The 14,336-nt window shown below is 61.8% G+C and carries 16 protein-coding genes; 3 read left to right on the forward strand and 13 right to left on the reverse strand.

What is annotated here, in order from left to right:
* Positions 1-260: 260 nt before the first annotated feature.
* The 7 genes from HU230_RS17680 to trbJ all read right to left on the reverse strand — a co-directional run bounded on the left by HU230_RS17680 (position 261) and on the right by trbJ (position 6,229).
* Entirely contained in the window at positions 261-440 is a 180-nt protein-coding gene (locus HU230_RS17680) for a helix-turn-helix domain-containing protein (RefSeq protein ID WP_210284462.1), read from the reverse strand.
* Positions 441-1,042: 602 nt separating this feature from the next.
* Positions 1,043-1,297, reverse strand: coding sequence for a DUF2274 domain-containing protein (locus tag HU230_RS17685; RefSeq protein ID WP_176530551.1), 255 nt, complete (start codon positions 1,295-1,297; stop codon positions 1,043-1,045).
* 3 nt (positions 1,298-1,300) lie between these two features.
* Entirely contained in the window at positions 1,301-2,575 is a 1,275-nt protein-coding gene (locus HU230_RS17690; RefSeq protein WP_224943343.1) for a TraB/TrbI/VirB10 family type IV secretion system protein, read from the reverse strand.
* Entirely contained in the window at positions 2,572-3,597 is a 1,026-nt protein-coding gene (gene trbG, locus HU230_RS17695; RefSeq protein WP_176530550.1) for a P-type conjugative transfer protein TrbG, read from the reverse strand. The genes HU230_RS17690 and trbG overlap by 4 nt, the downstream gene beginning before the upstream one ends.
* Positions 3,594-4,298, reverse strand: coding sequence for a conjugal transfer protein TrbF (gene trbF, locus HU230_RS17700; RefSeq protein WP_176530549.1), 705 nt, complete (start codon positions 4,296-4,298; stop codon positions 3,594-3,596). Before trbF ends, trbG begins: the two co-directional genes overlap by 4 nt.
* Before the next feature lie 3 nt (positions 4,299-4,301).
* Complete coding sequence (gene trbL / locus HU230_RS17705) at positions 4,302-5,465, reverse strand: P-type conjugative transfer protein TrbL (protein WP_176530548.1); 1,164 nt, start codon at positions 5,463-5,465, stop codon at positions 4,302-4,304.
* An 11-nt stretch (positions 5,466-5,476) separates the two neighbouring features.
* Positions 5,477-6,229, reverse strand: a complete 753-nt coding sequence (gene trbJ / locus HU230_RS17710; RefSeq protein ID WP_176530547.1) for a P-type conjugative transfer protein TrbJ — start codon at positions 6,227-6,229, stop codon at positions 5,477-5,479.
* 36 nt (positions 6,230-6,265) lie between these two features.
* On the opposite strand from trbJ, the gene HU230_RS43650 reads away from it, so the two are divergent.
* Complete coding sequence (locus HU230_RS43650; protein ID WP_275949090.1) at positions 6,266-6,394, forward strand: hypothetical protein; 129 nt, start codon at positions 6,266-6,268, stop codon at positions 6,392-6,394.
* A gap of 135 nt (positions 6,395-6,529) precedes the next feature.
* Positions 6,530-7,481 (forward strand): IS630 family transposase gene (locus tag HU230_RS17715; protein WP_176528729.1). Its coding sequence is split into 2 segments (ribosomal slippage): positions 6,530-6,870 and positions 6,869-7,481, totalling 954 coding nucleotides; the frame shifts between segments, so codons are not numbered across the junction.
* On the opposite strand, the gene trbE is transcribed toward HU230_RS17715, so the two are convergent.
* The 6 genes from trbE to HU230_RS17745 all read right to left on the reverse strand — a co-directional run bounded on the left by trbE (position 7,426) and on the right by HU230_RS17745 (position 14,087).
* Complete coding sequence (gene trbE, locus HU230_RS17720; RefSeq protein ID WP_420840886.1) at positions 7,426-9,717, reverse strand: conjugal transfer protein TrbE; 2,292 nt, start codon at positions 9,715-9,717, stop codon at positions 7,426-7,428. The genes HU230_RS17715 and trbE overlap by 56 nt on opposite strands.
* Positions 9,718-9,875: 158 nt before the next feature.
* Positions 9,876-10,133: a VirB3 family type IV secretion system protein gene (locus HU230_RS17725; RefSeq protein WP_176530546.1), complete on the reverse strand. Its 258-nt coding sequence runs from the start codon at positions 10,131-10,133 to the stop codon at positions 9,876-9,878.
* Positions 10,133-10,429 carry a TrbC/VirB2 family type IV secretion system protein gene (locus HU230_RS17730; RefSeq protein WP_176534979.1) on the reverse strand — a complete coding sequence of 99 codons (297 nt, stop codon included), beginning with the start codon at positions 10,427-10,429 and terminating at the stop codon, positions 10,133-10,135. Before HU230_RS17730 ends, HU230_RS17725 begins: the two co-directional genes overlap by 1 nt.
* Positions 10,430-10,519: 90 nt before the next feature.
* Positions 10,520-11,458: a P-type conjugative transfer ATPase TrbB gene (trbB, locus tag HU230_RS17735; RefSeq protein WP_215907627.1), complete on the reverse strand. Its 939-nt coding sequence runs from the start codon at positions 11,456-11,458 to the stop codon at positions 10,520-10,522.
* 37 nt (positions 11,459-11,495) lie between these two features.
* A complete protein-coding gene (locus tag HU230_RS17740) occupies positions 11,496-12,011 on the reverse strand; it encodes a CopG family transcriptional regulator (RefSeq protein ID WP_234633876.1) in 516 nt (171 codons plus the stop codon).
* 48 nt (positions 12,012-12,059) lie between these two features.
* A complete protein-coding gene (locus HU230_RS17745; protein ID WP_176530544.1) occupies positions 12,060-14,087 on the reverse strand; it encodes a conjugal transfer protein TraG in 2,028 nt (675 codons plus the stop codon).
* Here HU230_RS17745 and HU230_RS17750 point away from each other — a divergent pair.
* Positions 14,075-14,269, forward strand: coding sequence for a hypothetical protein (locus tag HU230_RS17750; RefSeq protein WP_176530543.1), 195 nt, complete (start codon positions 14,075-14,077; stop codon positions 14,267-14,269). The genes HU230_RS17745 and HU230_RS17750 overlap by 13 nt on opposite strands.
* The last annotated feature ends 67 nt before the right edge of the window (positions 14,270-14,336 follow it).

The following is a 14,336-nucleotide window of genomic DNA, read 5'->3' on the forward strand; positions in this document are numbered from 1 at the left end:
GAAAACAAAGGCCTTAGCTTACGGACAAGTGCGCTTTCAGTCGATCCGATCGCTCAATCAGCCTCGCTGCTTTATCTTCCAGTGCACCAACCCGCACCGGTCAAAAGGTTGGTCCATATATTCGACAAACTTTGGATCTTGCACGTGGCCGTCTTCGGGATCGGCCGTCTTCCGTAGGGGAAACGTGATCCAACGTGGTCCAACTGAATAAGGCCACTCGCTCTAGCTGAACCGAACACCAAGACGGCAAGGTGTGTGCCTCAATCGTCCTTCAGAAGCCGCCATGGCTCAACTCCAAGCCCTACCGCAATTCGGGCGATATTATCGATGGACACGTTCCGCTCTGAACGCTCGACTCCGCTGAGATAGGTTCGGTTAATGCCGCATTCATAGGCAAGCGCCTCCTGGCTAAGCCCACGCGCGGCCCGCAGGCGTCGCATGTTCTTTGCCAAAACGTCTCGCAGCGGTCCTTTGTGTGTCAGCTTCACCAACACACATCCTGCGTATTGACGCCTTTAAGGCGACCGCTTTTAAGTTACATAAAGAGGGAGACCGAAGAATTTGGAGCTACCGTCATGGGTAACTACGAGGCAATCATCTTAGAGCCGTTCCTGGAATCCTGCGGCCATTCTCCCGGAAGCTTGGGAGCGATAGGCTATCTAGCCGGCTACAGGTGTAGAGAAACTGGAGCTGTCATATGCTCGATTAATCTGCCCACTGAGCTAGTGGAAGCTGTTGTCATGGGCAGCGTGATCACATCCGCTGTCGTAACTCCGAGCGGCCAAGTCGAATCCTCGTTCGAATTCGTGAGGACCAAGTCTCCGGTCCAGGTTCTTACGTCTGAGCCGATCGATGCTCTAGTGAGGCGTGCGCTTGCCCGAGATAGCCTTCGGCTTGAAGGCGCCACGAAGCATGAACTGGAGCAGTTGCACGATCGACTCGGACGTTCGCTGCACCTAGTCGCCGAGTGCCTTCAGGTGTTTCGCTAGGTCGATTCGTGACATCCCGTCGAGCGATCATTTCAATCATCGGAAAGGGGACACTAGCTCGAAGTAGAGTCATCCCCATCCGTAAACATTTGGTCGCGATTGCTTGATCTCTGCTTTGCTCTCCTAAAAGCAACATCGCCGTCAATAAATGCCTCGAGCATGAACGGTATCAGCTCAGCCACTTCCTCCTTGTTGCCGTAGGTCTCTGCATAGAACGCAGCATACTCGCGCAGTCTCTGCGCCAGGCCTGGCGTAAACACAACGTTCACTTTCACCGGCGTCCGATCAGGCAGCTTCGCAAGCTTCATCCCTTACCTGCCCTTCGCCATTGCCTGAACGTCCTGGTACGGCTTCAGCACCAGATCCTTCGAAACAATCACCCGCAGCGGCCAACCCGGCCGCACCGTGATCGTCGGCTGCACGTCGAGCTCGCGTTCCACCAGGCGCTGGCCGGCACGATTGGTCGTTTGCTGCGTGCTCTCCCGCAACGCCTTCACGAGATCGCTCTCGTCGTTACCGATCGATAGCTGTGTCCCCACCCCGATCAGGGTCGCCAGAGCGACACCTTTGAGTAACTGCCAGGTATGGAAGTCCACCTCGTCCTCGAGGCCGGCGTAGCCCGCAACGTCGGTGGCCGGGAGGTTCTCGATCACGATCGAATTGCCGTTCGGCAGGATAAGCCGGCTCCAGACGACCAACGCCCGCTTCTGGCCAAAAGCGACGACACTGTCGTATTTTCCTATAATCCGAGTCCCTTGCGGGATCAGGAGGTGCTCGCCCGTCACCGTGTCATAGACGTTCTCGGTGACTTGGCCGATGGTGGTGCCTGGCAAGTCCGAATTCAGCCCCGTGACGAGACTCGCCGGGATGATCGACCCCGCCATCAGGGCATAGGTCGACGGCGCCGGCTTGAGCGCGTGTTGATTGGTGGTTTCCGTGTCGGCTTTCGCGTCCACAAAGGCCAGCTTTCGCGCCTGCGACGAGGGAATGATTTCGCTGGAGCGGTCGATCATCGCCTGCGCCGTCTTTGCGAGCTCCGCAGCTGATGGGCCTGTATCGGGCGTTGAAGGCCGGAATTCGGATGGAGCGGCAGTTGGGGCCTCCGTCGTACTCGCCTGCTTGCGCTTGTCCTGCTTCTCCGACAGGCGGACGAACAAGCCCGACTCCTTTGCCTGTTGAGCGACCCGCGTCTGGCGGATCCGCTCAGCCCGTTCGGCGTCTTCCTCCGGATTGGTTCGGAAGCCAGCGTCCGGAGCGACGCCAGCCTTCTTCTCATTTTCGGCAAAGGCCCTGCCAATGTCCCCTGGCGACGGCGGTCCAAGCCGCGGCGTCGCTGGCGGCAGGTCTTCATAGGACTTTGGCAGCTTGCTCAGGCCTTCGGCCGTCTGCTTGCGGTCGGTATTGTACAGCTCCGTTCGCTCAGACTGCTTGAAGGAGCTCGGCTTGAGCGCAATAAGTATCGCTCCGCCCACGAACAGCGCCGCGACCGCGCAGCCGATCATAAGGGCGCGCTTGTTGAGGCGCCGAACGGGTCGCGGCCGCGCCCGCAGCTCCAGCGGCTCGGGACCCGGATCCAAGCTCGTCATGATGCGCTCCCGGCGCTGAAGATCTGCGAGACCGGCCGAGCGTCGATACGGATGATCCGGACGATGCGCTGCGGATCTTCGCCAAGCCGAAGCTCGGCAGCACCGAACATCCGATCGACGATGTAGTAGGAACCGCGGACCCGGTAGTTGACGAGGTTCGGCCGGCCATCGGCGCCGGCGACGAACAAAGGCGGCGCTTCGCCTTGCGACAGGCCGGACGGCATCTGGATATAGACCTTGCGGCCGTCGTCGAAGGCGCGCACCGGCCGCCAAGGCGGATCGTCGCCCTCGATGCGATAGCGGAAATTAAGACTGTCGAGCCGCACCCCGCGATCGGCGATCCGCTCTTCGTTCTGCTGTACGGCGGCATTCTGCTTATGAAGAGCGACGAGCGTATCGGTCGGATACGTCCATGAGATGGACGCCATGTAGGTCTGCTTGGTCGAGACGAGCTCGAGGTGATAGGCCCGCCGGTCCGTCAGCACCACGAGGTTAGTCTGAATGTCCGGAAGCGTCGGCTTGACCAGGATATGCACCCGGCGGCCGCTCCCCTGCCCGCTTGAGGTATCGCCGACCACCCAGCGAACCGTATCGCCTGTGGAGACGTCGATCAGTTCCTCGCCCGGCTGAAGCGCGATGGTCGAGACCTTCTCTGGGCTTGCATAGAGCCGGTAGAGCGCACCTTCCGTCCAGGGGTAGACCTGGATGGCGTTGATATAACCGGCGCGCGTCGGCTCCATCCTTGCCGCCTTGTTCGCCTTCGCGATCGCCTGCTCCGGCGGCAGCTTTTCTTCCTTGCCTCCCTTTGTCGGAAATGGCTTCAACTGGCCCGGCAACGGCAGGACCTTGGGCGTTTCGACGACTTGCACCGGCGCTGGCGGATCGCTCTCTGGCAGCGCCTTCTCAAATGTCATCTCATCATAGGGCGCTTCGAGATTGAGCTTGGTGGCGCATCCCGCAAGCCCAACCGACAAGGCAAGTACGCTGGCCGACCCGAGCTTGGTGAGGGCTTTGGAATTCATTTGGCGTCTCCGATGAGGTCGCGCGACCAGTTGAGGGAATGGACGTAGAGGCCGAGAGGGTTCTTCCGCAGGGTTTCGGCATCCGTAGGCGGCTTGAGAACCGTGGTGACAAGACCGGTGAAGCGCTCTGTCTTTGCGATCGCGCCGTTCTCGTAGGCGTCTTCTTTCCAGCGGATCTCGAAGCTGTCGCCGGAGGCGCGCACCACGGACGTGACTTCGGCGGTCACGGTCTTAGAGCCGATCTTTGTGAACGGATCGGCTTCGCGCGCATAGTCGTTTAGGGCTTGTGCACCGCGGTCGGTGACGAAGTCATAGGCGTGCAGCCAGTTCGCCCGGACGATGACCGGATCGATGGACAGCGAGCGGACGTTCTCAATGAACCGCGCAAGGAAATGCGCGATCTGTGCGTCTGACGGTTGGTAGGCCTCAAGCGCCGGCCCGACTGCTCGAACTTCACCGAGCCGATCGACCTCGACTACGTAAGGAACGACACCCGAGCGACCGATCTGGGTAAAGATCGTCAATCCGAGAACGCCTGACAGGCCGATGGCCGCCAGCGCTGCCAGCCGCCAGTTGCTGGCCTGAACACGGGCGGACCCTAGCCGCTCGTCCCAGACCTGGGCCGCCTTCTGATAGGGCGTGACCGGCTCAGGCGTCTCGCCATAGCGAACGGACCCGCGCTGAAAGGGGTGACCAGCCATATCCTACTCCTCCCCCAGCTTCGGACCTGACGAATGCCCGCCTTTGTCCCCCTCCTTCAGGGTGTGAGCAGCGACCTGAGCCGCTTCCCTCGCATGGCCGCGTCCTGACGAGCCTGTCGCACGACCCACGCCTGAGGCCGCCGCTCCGGTCGTTGCGCCGCCAGTGCTCGCGCTCGAGAGCTGATCCACGGTTGCGGCCCGGGCCGACGTGCCTGCCAACGAGGACGCACCGGTGAGCGATGCTGCGGAGCGAACCGCAGTAATTGAACCGCCTGCCGCGAGGCGCAGCCCGCCCGCGGCCGCCGCTCCGCCGCCGATCGCGACCGCCGCCGCACCCGCCACCGTTCCCGCGGCTGCGCCGGCGCCGAGCTGGGGTGCGCCCGAGACCAGTCCAGCCGCGATTCCAGGACCGAAGATGCCAAGGCCAAACAGCGAGAGGGCCGCAAGCAACAGGCTCATGGCCGACACGATATCGACGGGACGCGTCAACGTGCTTGCGAGCTGACCGAAGATGGTCGAACCGATGTCGATGATGATCGCGAGGACCATCACCTTCACCCCCGACGCGACCACGTTGCCCAGGGTCTTTTCTGCGAGGAACGCGGTCTTTCCCCACAAGGCGAACGGCACGAGGATGAAGCTTGCAAGCGTCGTCAGCTTGAACTCGATCAGCGTGACGAAGAGCTGCACCGAGAGGACGAAGAAGGCGAGCACGATCAGGATCCAGCAGAACAGCAGGATCAGGATCGTCGGCAGGTTGGTCAGGACATCAAAACCCGAGAACTGTCCGGTCTCCTCCAGAAGTGGATGAGCGGCCGTAAACCCAGCCGAGGCGACAAAGCCCGGCCGCGCCAGGTCGGCAGCACTTAAGCTTCCACCCGATGCCTTCAATCCGATGCTGGAGAACGAGGCAAAGACAATATCGGCGAGGCTCTTGAAGTTGCCGATGATGAACGCGAAGGCGCCGACATAGAGAACTTTCTTGGCGAGCGTCACCAGGATGTGGTCGTCGGCACGCATGCTCCAAGCAAGTCCGGCAAGCGTCAGGTCGATGCCGATCAACGTTGAACTCAGAAATGAGACATCGCCCGACAATAGACCGAAGCCGGAGTCTATGTAGCGCGAGAATGTCTCGGTAAAGCGGTCAATGACGGAGAGATCAGCCATGGCGCCTTCACCTACTTGCCGCCGGTGTAGGCATGGCCATCGCCGATGAAGCGGTTAAATCGCTCCTTCGCCGCGGCCGACGAGGCCTGCTGTTCGGCCGCACGCAACGTCTCCGCGCGTGCTTGGGTCGCCAGAAGTGCCTGGGTCTGCAACGACTGCTTGATCTGTAGGCCGAGCAGTTCGTTGCCGGATTGCTGGGCCTGCAGCGAGCCGACTGCCGTTGACGAATTTGCCATCAGCGTGCGAAGTGTTTGGCCATCCTGGCCCAGAGAACTGACGATGGCTGACTGAATGGTGAGCGACTGCTTCAGCCCATCGTAGCTATTGTCCCAACGCGAGATCGCGTCCTGGACCATCTTGTCCGACGAGACCACCGACGCGTACTGGCGAGGATAAAACCGCTCAAAATTCTGCTGGGTCTTCTGAACATCGAACGAAATGTTCTTCGCTTGACCAACCAGAGTGTTCATCTGATTGATCGTCGATGTAAGCTGACCGACCACGCTGGTGGGCAGGCTCGTAAGGTTCTTGGACTGATTGAGCAGCGATTGCGCTTGGTTTTGCAAGCTCCTGATCTGATTGTTGATCTGCTCCAGCGTTCTCGCAGCGGTCAGGAGGTTCTGACTGTAGTTCGAAGGGTCGAACACGATGTCGAACGCTCCCAGCCGTCGCGACCCATTCACGGCGATGACGAATGATAGTATCGTTGTCACGATAACTCTTGAGGTTGTGCCCATGAACATGCGACCGGTACTTTCGAGCATGGAAAACTCCAGGGATTGAGGTTGAGGTCAGGCCTTATGGGCCTGTTCAAAGGTGCTGATGAGATTGGCGGCCCAGCTCAGACCACGTTCGGCGAGGTAGCGCTCAGCGAAATGGTGAGGCCCGGTGCGGGCGAGGACGGCGTCAATGGCGCGCTGATCGTCTGATGAGGAGGCTCCGACGAGCGCGAGCGCGACCGGTCCAAGGCCTAGAGCATTTTCTGACCTGGCGGAATCGGAAGGGATTCCCTTGTGAGGCAAATCGTGATTCACCCTGAGGGCTGGTGATGGAGGCCAGCCCCCATGGCTAAGCCGCTCTCGCCGGACCTTCGCCTTCGCATTATTCGGGCTGTGGAAGAGGAAGGCATGAGCTGTCGGGGCGCCGCCGGCCGGTTCGGCGTAGCGCCATCGACAGCGATCGAACTGGTCAACGAATGGCGCAGCACCGGCGCTTGTGAGGCGGGAGCGCAGGGCGGAGACAGACGTTCAGCTCGGATCGAGGGTCATGCTGCGGAGATCCTCTCCCTGGTCAAGGCTACGCCTGACATGACGCTGGCCGAGATCGCTGACCATCTCCTCAAAGTCCACGGCGAGCGTTTCGTGCCGAGCGTGGTCTGGCGATTCTTCGATCGCCGCAACATCACGTTCAAAAAAAACATCGCACGCCAGCGAGCAGGATCGGCCGGACGTGGCCGCTGAACGCGCGGCGTGGAAGGCATCTCAGCCTGAGATCGGCATCCATCGGTTGGTGTTTATCGACGAGACGGGAGCCTCGACCAAGATGGCGCGGCGCTATGGCCGCTCGCCGTACGGCCAGCGCTGTGTCGCAGCGCTCCCGCATGGTCATTGGAAGACGACGACCTTCGTCGGCGCGCTCAGAGCGACCGGCATGACTGCGCCGATGGTCCTTGACGGTCCCATGGATGGTCTGGCGTTCGAGGCTTACGTGACGCAAGTCCTCGTGCCGACACTCAGGCCCGGCGACATCGTGGTGATGGACAATCTCGCAGCACACAAGCGCGCCGAGGTCGGCATCGCAATCGATGCCGTGGGCGCCCAGCTCCTCTATTTGCCGCCTTATTCGCCCGACCTCAATCCGATCGAAATGGCCTTCGCCAAGCTCAAAGCCGCACTTCGAAAGGCCGCCGCCAGATCAATCGAGGCTTTGGACAACGCTATTGCCACCGCCCTGACCGCCTTCACCGCCCAAGAGTGCCTGAACTTCTTCGCCGCAGCCGGTTATGACCGTGTCTGATCAGAATCTGCTCTAGCTCGAACAGGCGATTTCCCGCTCGGGACTGCAGATAGTAGTCGCGCTTGGGGAATGCTTCCGCGATCAGGCGCACCTGCGTGTCGTTCAAGCCAAACCGGCGATAGGTCTCGGTCTGCGTCGGCTCCAGCGCACGAGGGTTTGGCAAGAATATTCGACTTGGACAGGATTCGATGATCGCAGGCGCAATCTGGCTGTCGGCGATATCAGCGAGCGACTGGGTCGCGAAAATGACGGCCACGTTCTTCTTGCGCAGCGTCTTCAGCCATTCGCGAATCCGGCTTGCGAACAGCGGGTCGTCCAGAAACACCCAGGCCTCATCCAGCACCAGCAGCGTGGGACGGCCATCAAAGCGCTCTTCAAGGGTGTGGAACAGATAGGTCAGGACCGGTGCCACCAAGCCAGGCAACGCCATCAATTCCTCCATCTCGAAGGTCAGCACGTCCGCGCCAGAAAGACGGTCCGAGTCTGCGTCAAGAAAGCGACCGTAAGGCCCTTCCAGCGTGTAAGGCTGCAGCGCCTGCCGCAGCGCATCGCGGGCAAGTAGCGCCACAAGGCCGGTCATCGTCCGCTGCGAGACGGGCGCAGACCCGAGGCTCCTGAGCGCCGACCAGAGCGTCTCCTTGACTTCGGGCGTTACGGTCACGTGCTCATGGGCGAGCACGCCGCAGAGCCAGTCGAGCGCCCAGAGCCGAGCTCCCTCTTCCGCGACATCCTTGAGCGGCTGAAAGGCGATGCCGCCCTTGGCGCCCAGTTCATACCAAGCCCCCGACAACGCGAGCGTTGTGGCCCGTGCCGATCGGCCCTTGTCAAACGTGATCAGCTGCGCGTTCGGATAGCGACGAAATTGAAGTGCGAGCATCGACAGCAGGACCGACTTGCCCGCCCCTGTGGGGCCGACAACGATCGTATGCCCGACGTCGCCGGCGTGGAGCGACAGCCTGAACGGGGTCGCACCTTTGGTCTTGGCGATCAGAAGCGGCGGTCCATCAAGATGCTCGCACCGCTCAGGTCCAGCCCACACTGCCGACAACGGGCACATGTGGGCGAGGTTCAACGTATGAACGATTGGCTGGCGGATATTGGCATAGGCTTGGCCCGGCAGGCCGCCGAGCCAGGCCTCAACCGCATTGACGCTCTCGCGGATGGCCGTAAACCCACGGCTATTGATCACCCGCTCGACCGCGCGGATCTTCTCGTCCGCCTGATGCGAGTCCTCGTCACTGACAGTGACGGTCGTGGTGATATAACCGAAGGCAACCAGATCGTCGCCAAGCTCGGAAAGCGCCGCGTCGGCGTCGAGAGCTTTGTTGCTGGCGTCGGTGTCGAGCAGCGCCGCCTGCTCGTTAAACATGACCTCTTTAAGGATCGCGGCAAGCGATTTGCGCTTGGCAAACCATTGTCGCCGGTAACGCGACAGCGTCGCGTTGGCCTGTGTGCGATCGAGCGGAATGAACCGGGTTGCCCACCGGTAGGCAACGCCAAGCCGGTTCAATTCGTCGAGCAGGCCGGGAAAGGTGACGTGTGGAAACCCAAGGACGGTCAGTGCGCGCAGATGGCTCCGCCCGATCGCCGGAGACAATCCCCCGGTCAACGGCTCATCGCTCAAGAAGCAATCGAGATAGGCCGGAATCTTGGGAACGTTGACCGGATGGCGCTTGGTCGAGACGCAGCTATGAAGATAGGTGAGCGTCTCCGCATCGTTCAGAGGCCAGATCTCGGGCAAGACCGACGAGAGCAGATCGATCGCCCGGTCGGTTTCCTGAACGAATCTCTGAAGCTGATCGCGATAGCCTTTTTCGTTGCTGTCGAATCGCTGCTGGTCGTCAATCTCGTCGTCCTGGATGCCCTGCGCAGGACTTTCGACTGGTTGGCCGCGACGAATGCGCTTCCTCTTCCGCTCAACACCATGCCTCTCCTTAGGGCGCTCGAGAAACAGACCTTCGAGGCGCGAGACTGTCTCGGCAGGCGGCAGGTACATCAAGGTCAGATGCAACACACTTTCAAAATGCTGCCCGCCGGGGCGTGACGGATCCTCCCATGCCACCCCAGCGGCGCCTGAGAACGCAGCCCGCCGCTCTTCATCCACCAGCCAGGACACCGCATCAGGGAATTCCGAGCGGGGATATTCGCCAGTCGGAATGCGCGTGGCATCAAAGAACAGAGCCCAGCCTGAGCCAAAACGCTTCAAGACATTGTTGACGCGGGACGTGACGCTCATCAGCTCGGCCTCGGTCGCACTGTCGAGGTCCGGCCCGCGGTAGCGTATCGTCCGTTGGAAGCTGCCATCCTTGTTCAGGATGACGCCTGGAGCGACCAAGCATGCCCATGGCAGCCAATCCGCTAGCCGATAGGCATGGCCGCGGAATTCTCTCAGATTCAGCGTGCGAGACGCCCTTTGTGCTTGGTGTGACGGATGGCGACTTCGACGAAGGCCGGGTCGCGCTTGGCGAGCCAAACGGCCGCGCTGTGGCCGACGACCCAGAGCACGAGGCCTGCGAGCCAAAGACGCAGACCGAGTGCCAGCACGGCGGAGAGTGTCCCGATCAGGATGGCGGCGGCACGCGGGGCGCCGCCGATCAGGATGGGCTCGGTCAACGAGCGGTGGAGCACGAGTTCAAAACCTTCCGCGCGCATCAGATCAGTGCTCCGCCACCGAACGAGAAGAACGAAAGAAAGAAGGAGCTCGCAGCAAAGGCGATGGACAGGCCGAACACGACCTGGACCATCTTGCGGAAGCCACCGGAGGTGTCGCCAAAGGCCAGCGAGATGCCGGTCACAGTGATGATGATGACGGCGACGATCTTGGCGACCGGTCCCTGGACGGATTCCAGGACGCGCTCGAGCGGGGCTTCCCATGGCATGCCCGAACCGGCAGCGTGCGCCGCCGAGGCGCTGAGAAGCATGCAGACCGAGACCGCGCCGAGCTCCATCAAGGGAAGCCCGCGGATCGAGCAGATGCCACGCAGGCGCGAACGCACGTTAAGAAGCAGTCGAATTGACATATAGCAGTCTCCTTCAGGTCAAGGGCGGTGGGCGGTGTTTGGAAGTCCAGGCGGGGTTTCGAGCAGATAGTCGCCTGACGGATCGAGGCCTTTGAGCTCGGCGACGGCCTCGATGCGCCGCGCGGGGCCCCGTCCCTTGATGAAGACGACCAGGTCGATCGCCTCGGCAATGAGCCGGCGCGGCACGGTCGCGACCGCTTCCTGGATGAGTTGTTCGATCCGGTAGAGCGCAGCTCGAGCCGAGTTGGCATGGACCGTGGCAATTCCGCCGGGATGACCCGTATTCCAGGCCTTCAGCATGTCCAGGGCCTCGGCGCCTCTGACCTCACCGACGATGATGCGGTCGGGCCGTAAGCGCAGTGTGGACCGCACAAGATCGGCGAGGCTCGCCACGCCCGGCTTGGTCCGGAGCGTCACGGCATCCTTCGCATCGCAGCGCAGCTCGCGGGTGTCCTCGATGATGACCACCCGCTCTTCGAGACCGGCAATCTCCGCAAGGAGAGCGTTGGCAAGCGTCGTCTTGCCCGAGCCAGTGCCGCCGGCGATCAGAATGCTGCGCGCGTCGGTCACTGCGGCCGTGAGCACTTTCGCCATCAGAGGCGAGGCGATCTGCGCCTTGACGTAGTCGGTTAGGCGGAACGTGGTCGTCGCGGGCTTGCGTATCGCAAAGCAAGGCGCAAGCGAGACGGGTGGCAAGACGCCTTCGAAGCGTTCGCCCGTTTCGGGCAACTCCGCTGAGATGATTGGAGACGAACCGCTCGCTTCCGCCCGCACATGGCTGGCAACAAGCCGGATGATCCGCTCCGACTCCTGCGGCGTCAGAACAACGCCGGTATCAGCGCGGCCCGTCCCGTGGCGATCAAGCCAAAGCCTCCCGTCGGGATTGACCATGACCTCGACGACATCGGGCTCCTCGAGAGCCAGCGCGATTGCAGGTCCCATCGCGGTCCGCAGCATGCCCCGGCGTCGTTCGCGAGTTTCTGGCGAGAGGAGATCAGACATTGCCAACCTCCTCTCGCCCTGCCGGAGAATGCTCCGGCGGCTCACCCGTCGCGCTCTGCGCGCGGGATCCAGTATCGCCAGATTGGGCCGCGCCCAGAGGAGCACCCTCCTCGAGGTTCCGCATGAAGAGATCAGGCTTGGAGGCGCTGACGCGATCCATGACGTCGGCGACAAGCCGGCCACCGGAGGCGACGCGCTTGCCGACCTGGGCGACAAACATCTCGAACCGCTCGCGTCCCAGCGCACGCGCTGCATCCTGATCCTGCGAAGGCAGCGGCGGGGTGATGGTCAGGTAATAGCGGATGAAAAGTGCGATGGTCTCCGCCAGGACGCTCACGTCGCGGTCGGCTCGTTCCAGTTGCCGGCTCATCCGGTCCAGCCGTCGGATCAGCGCTGCATCGCCGCTCGTGTCCCGCTCAGGGTTGAGGAAGCGATCCAGCGCAGCATCGACAATGGCCGACTTGTTGGCTCCGGGACGCTTGGCTGCGAGTTCGAGCCGTTGCGCCACGCTATCGCTGACATAGGCCGACAGTTTCGGTTTCATCGGGAATGCTCTTCAGAATGAGGGGAGAAGATCGTCATCGTTGCGGGTGACGGCGTGGGCTCTGCGTACGGCGCTCGAGGCATTTGCTGCCTGCTGCATCTGGCTGCGGTCGGCGGCGACGTCAGACTCGTCGTCAAGCAATCGCTCCTCGATGGCACGAGCGTCGTTTCCGGTCGGTGCGGCCTCATCGAACAACGGCAATTGCTGCTTGAGACCGCCCTCCTCGCCGCCCGCCTGCATGAGCTCGCGATACCGCAGGGTCGCAAGGCGAAGGTCGGTGGAGCGCACCTGGCCGCTCCAATTGTCAGGGCGTGCTGCCGGCCGGTCGGCATACACCTCGCCCGTCAAGGACGGCGACTTGCGCAAGCGGCTGACGAAGTTTGCGTCCTCGTAGTGCCGAAGCTTCATTGCTCGGACCGGTGCAAGTCCAGAAACCAGCACGATGGCCTGCTCGGGCGGCAGCTGCATCACCTCGCCCGGCGTCAACAAAGGACGTGCGGTCTCCTGACGGCTGACCATGACATGACCGAGCCAGGGAGCCAGCCGATGGCCGGCATAGTTGCGCTGCGCACGCAGTTCTGTCGCGGTCCCCAGCGCGTCCGAAATCCGCTTGGCGGTGCGCTCGTCATTCGCTGCAAAAGCAATGCGGACGTGGCAATTGTCGAGGATCGCGTTGTTCTCCCCGTATGCTTTTGCGATCTGGTTGAGCGACTGCGCGATTAGGTAGGCGCGGATGCCGTAGCCCGCCATAAATGCGAGCGCACTTTCGAAGAAGTCGAGCCGGCCGAGCGCAGGAAACTCGTCCAGCATCATCAGGAGCTGGCGCTGCATTCGGCCGGTTTGATTGACGTTCAAAGTCTCGGTTAGTCGCCGACCGATCTGGTTGAGAATCAGCCTGATCAGCGGCTTTGTACGGCTGATGTCCGACGGCGGAACAACGAGATAAAGCGTGACCGGCTTGTCCGCGCTCACGAGGTCAGCGATGCGCCAATCACAGTATTCGGTGTTTCGGCTGACGACGGGATCGCGGTAGAGGCCGAGAAAGCTCACGGCAGTCGACAGAACGCCGGAGCGTTCGTTTTCGGACTTGTTAAGCAGCTCTCGTGCGGTCGCGGCGACGACCGGATGCACTTTCGGCTCGGCCTCGGTGCCGAGATGATTGGTGGCCAGCATGATCCTGAGCGTCTTCTCAAAGGACTGCGCAGGGTCGGCCAGGATCTCCGTGACGCGGGTGAGCGTCTTCTTCTCTTCCGCATACAGGACGTGGAGAATGACGCCGACCAGCAGCGAATGGCTGGTCTTTTCCCAATGGGTGCGGCGTTCGAGCGCGCCTTCGGGGTCGACCAGGATGTCGGCGATGTTCTGGACGTCGCGGACTTCGGCCGCCCCCTTGCGCACCTCAAGCAGCGGATTGTAGCGGGCGCTGCGCGAATCCGTGGGATTGAACAGGAGGCAATGCGAGAACGTCGAGCGCCAGCCGGAGGTCAATTCCCAGTTTTCGCCCTTGATGTCGTGCACCACTGCCGACGACGTCCAGGACAGCAGTGTCGGTAACACCAACCCCACGCCCTTGCCCGAACGGGTGGGCGCAAAGCACATGACATGCTCCGGTCCGTCGTGGCGCAGATAGTTGTTCTCGAGGCGCCCCAAGAAAACGCCCTTAGACGCGAACAGGCCGGCCGCCTTGATTTCCTTTGGGGTCGCCCACCGAGCCGAACCGTAGGTCGTCACCATCTGGCTTTGGCGCGCGCGCCACACCGAATTGACGATCGCAAAGAGCGCGCCCGCGATGCCGCCGCCGGCGGCGATTCCTCCACCCTCCTCGAAGATCTCGGGAGCATAGGCTTCAAAGGCGAACCACCATTCGAACAACCGCCAAGGCAGATAGACAGGGTAGCCGACGATCAGAAACCAAGGTTCGCCGAGGCGCTGCTGATAGCCGAGAGCTGCAGCCGTCCATTGCGTCGCGCCCCAGGTCGACACCACGACGATGCCGAGCACGACGGCGATCTGACCGACATAGATTTTTGCTGGAAACATCCCGCTCGCCCCACTCACTCACCCCACGTGAGCGGCGCGATGAAAACGGCGAATGCGGCGAGCCTTCAATCGAAATAAAAAGTCGCGCCATCAGCGAGCGCGAGATTGATCAAGTATGGTCAGGCGCCGGCATTGAAAATCAAGGTCGACGCAGCGTCATCGAACACCTCAACAGCGTGTGAACACTTGGCGCAAATAGCATCTCGTTGCCATGTCGCCCCCTGAACCCTGGCGATCAGCGCTCAACGC

The organism is Bradyrhizobium quebecense (genome assembly GCF_013373795.3).
GTDB lineage: Bacteria > Pseudomonadota > Alphaproteobacteria > Rhizobiales > Xanthobacteraceae > Bradyrhizobium > Bradyrhizobium quebecense.

What these genes read in the sequence shown, in the direction of transcription:
- trbG (WP_176530550.1), bottom strand. Translation starts at nt 3,597, where the DNA reads ATGAATTCCAAAGCCCTCACCAAGCTCGGGTCGGCCAGCGTACTTGCC.
- trbB (WP_215907627.1), bottom strand. Translation starts at nt 11,458, where the DNA reads ATGCTGCGGACCGCGATGGGACCTGCAATCGCGCTGGCTCTCGAGGAG.
- HU230_RS17685 (WP_176530551.1), bottom strand. Translation starts at nt 1,297, where the DNA reads ATGAAGCTTGCGAAGCTGCCTGATCGGACGCCGGTGAAAGTGAACGTT.
- HU230_RS43650 (WP_275949090.1), top strand. Translation starts at nt 6,266, where the DNA reads ATGGGCCTGTTCAAAGGTGCTGATGAGATTGGCGGCCCAGCTCAGACC.
- HU230_RS17680 (WP_210284462.1), bottom strand. Translation starts at nt 440, where the DNA reads ATGCGACGCCTGCGGGCCGCGCGTGGGCTTAGCCAGGAGGCGCTTGCC.
- HU230_RS17725 (WP_176530546.1), bottom strand. Translation starts at nt 10,133, where the DNA reads ATGCGCGCGGAAGGTTTTGAACTCGTGCTCCACCGCTCGTTGACCGAG.
- HU230_RS17745 (WP_176530544.1), bottom strand. Translation starts at nt 14,087, where the DNA reads ATGTTTCCAGCAAAAATCTATGTCGGTCAGATCGCCGTCGTGCTCGGC.
- trbF (WP_176530549.1), bottom strand. Translation starts at nt 4,298, where the DNA reads ATGGCTGGTCACCCCTTTCAGCGCGGGTCCGTTCGCTATGGCGAGACG.
- HU230_RS17730 (WP_176534979.1), bottom strand. Translation starts at nt 10,429, where the DNA reads ATGGAGCTCGGCGCGGTCTCGGTCTGCATGCTTCTCAGCGCCTCGGCG.
- trbJ (WP_176530547.1), bottom strand. Translation starts at nt 6,229, where the DNA reads ATGCTCGAAAGTACCGGTCGCATGTTCATGGGCACAACCTCAAGAGTT.
- HU230_RS17690 (WP_224943343.1), bottom strand. Translation starts at nt 2,575, where the DNA reads ATGACGAGCTTGGATCCGGGTCCCGAGCCGCTGGAGCTGCGGGCGCGG.
- trbL (WP_176530548.1), bottom strand. Translation starts at nt 5,465, where the DNA reads ATGGCTGATCTCTCCGTCATTGACCGCTTTACCGAGACATTCTCGCGC.
- trbE (WP_420840886.1), bottom strand. Translation starts at nt 9,717, where the DNA reads ATGAGCGTCACGTCCCGCGTCAACAATGTCTTGAAGCGTTTTGGCTCA.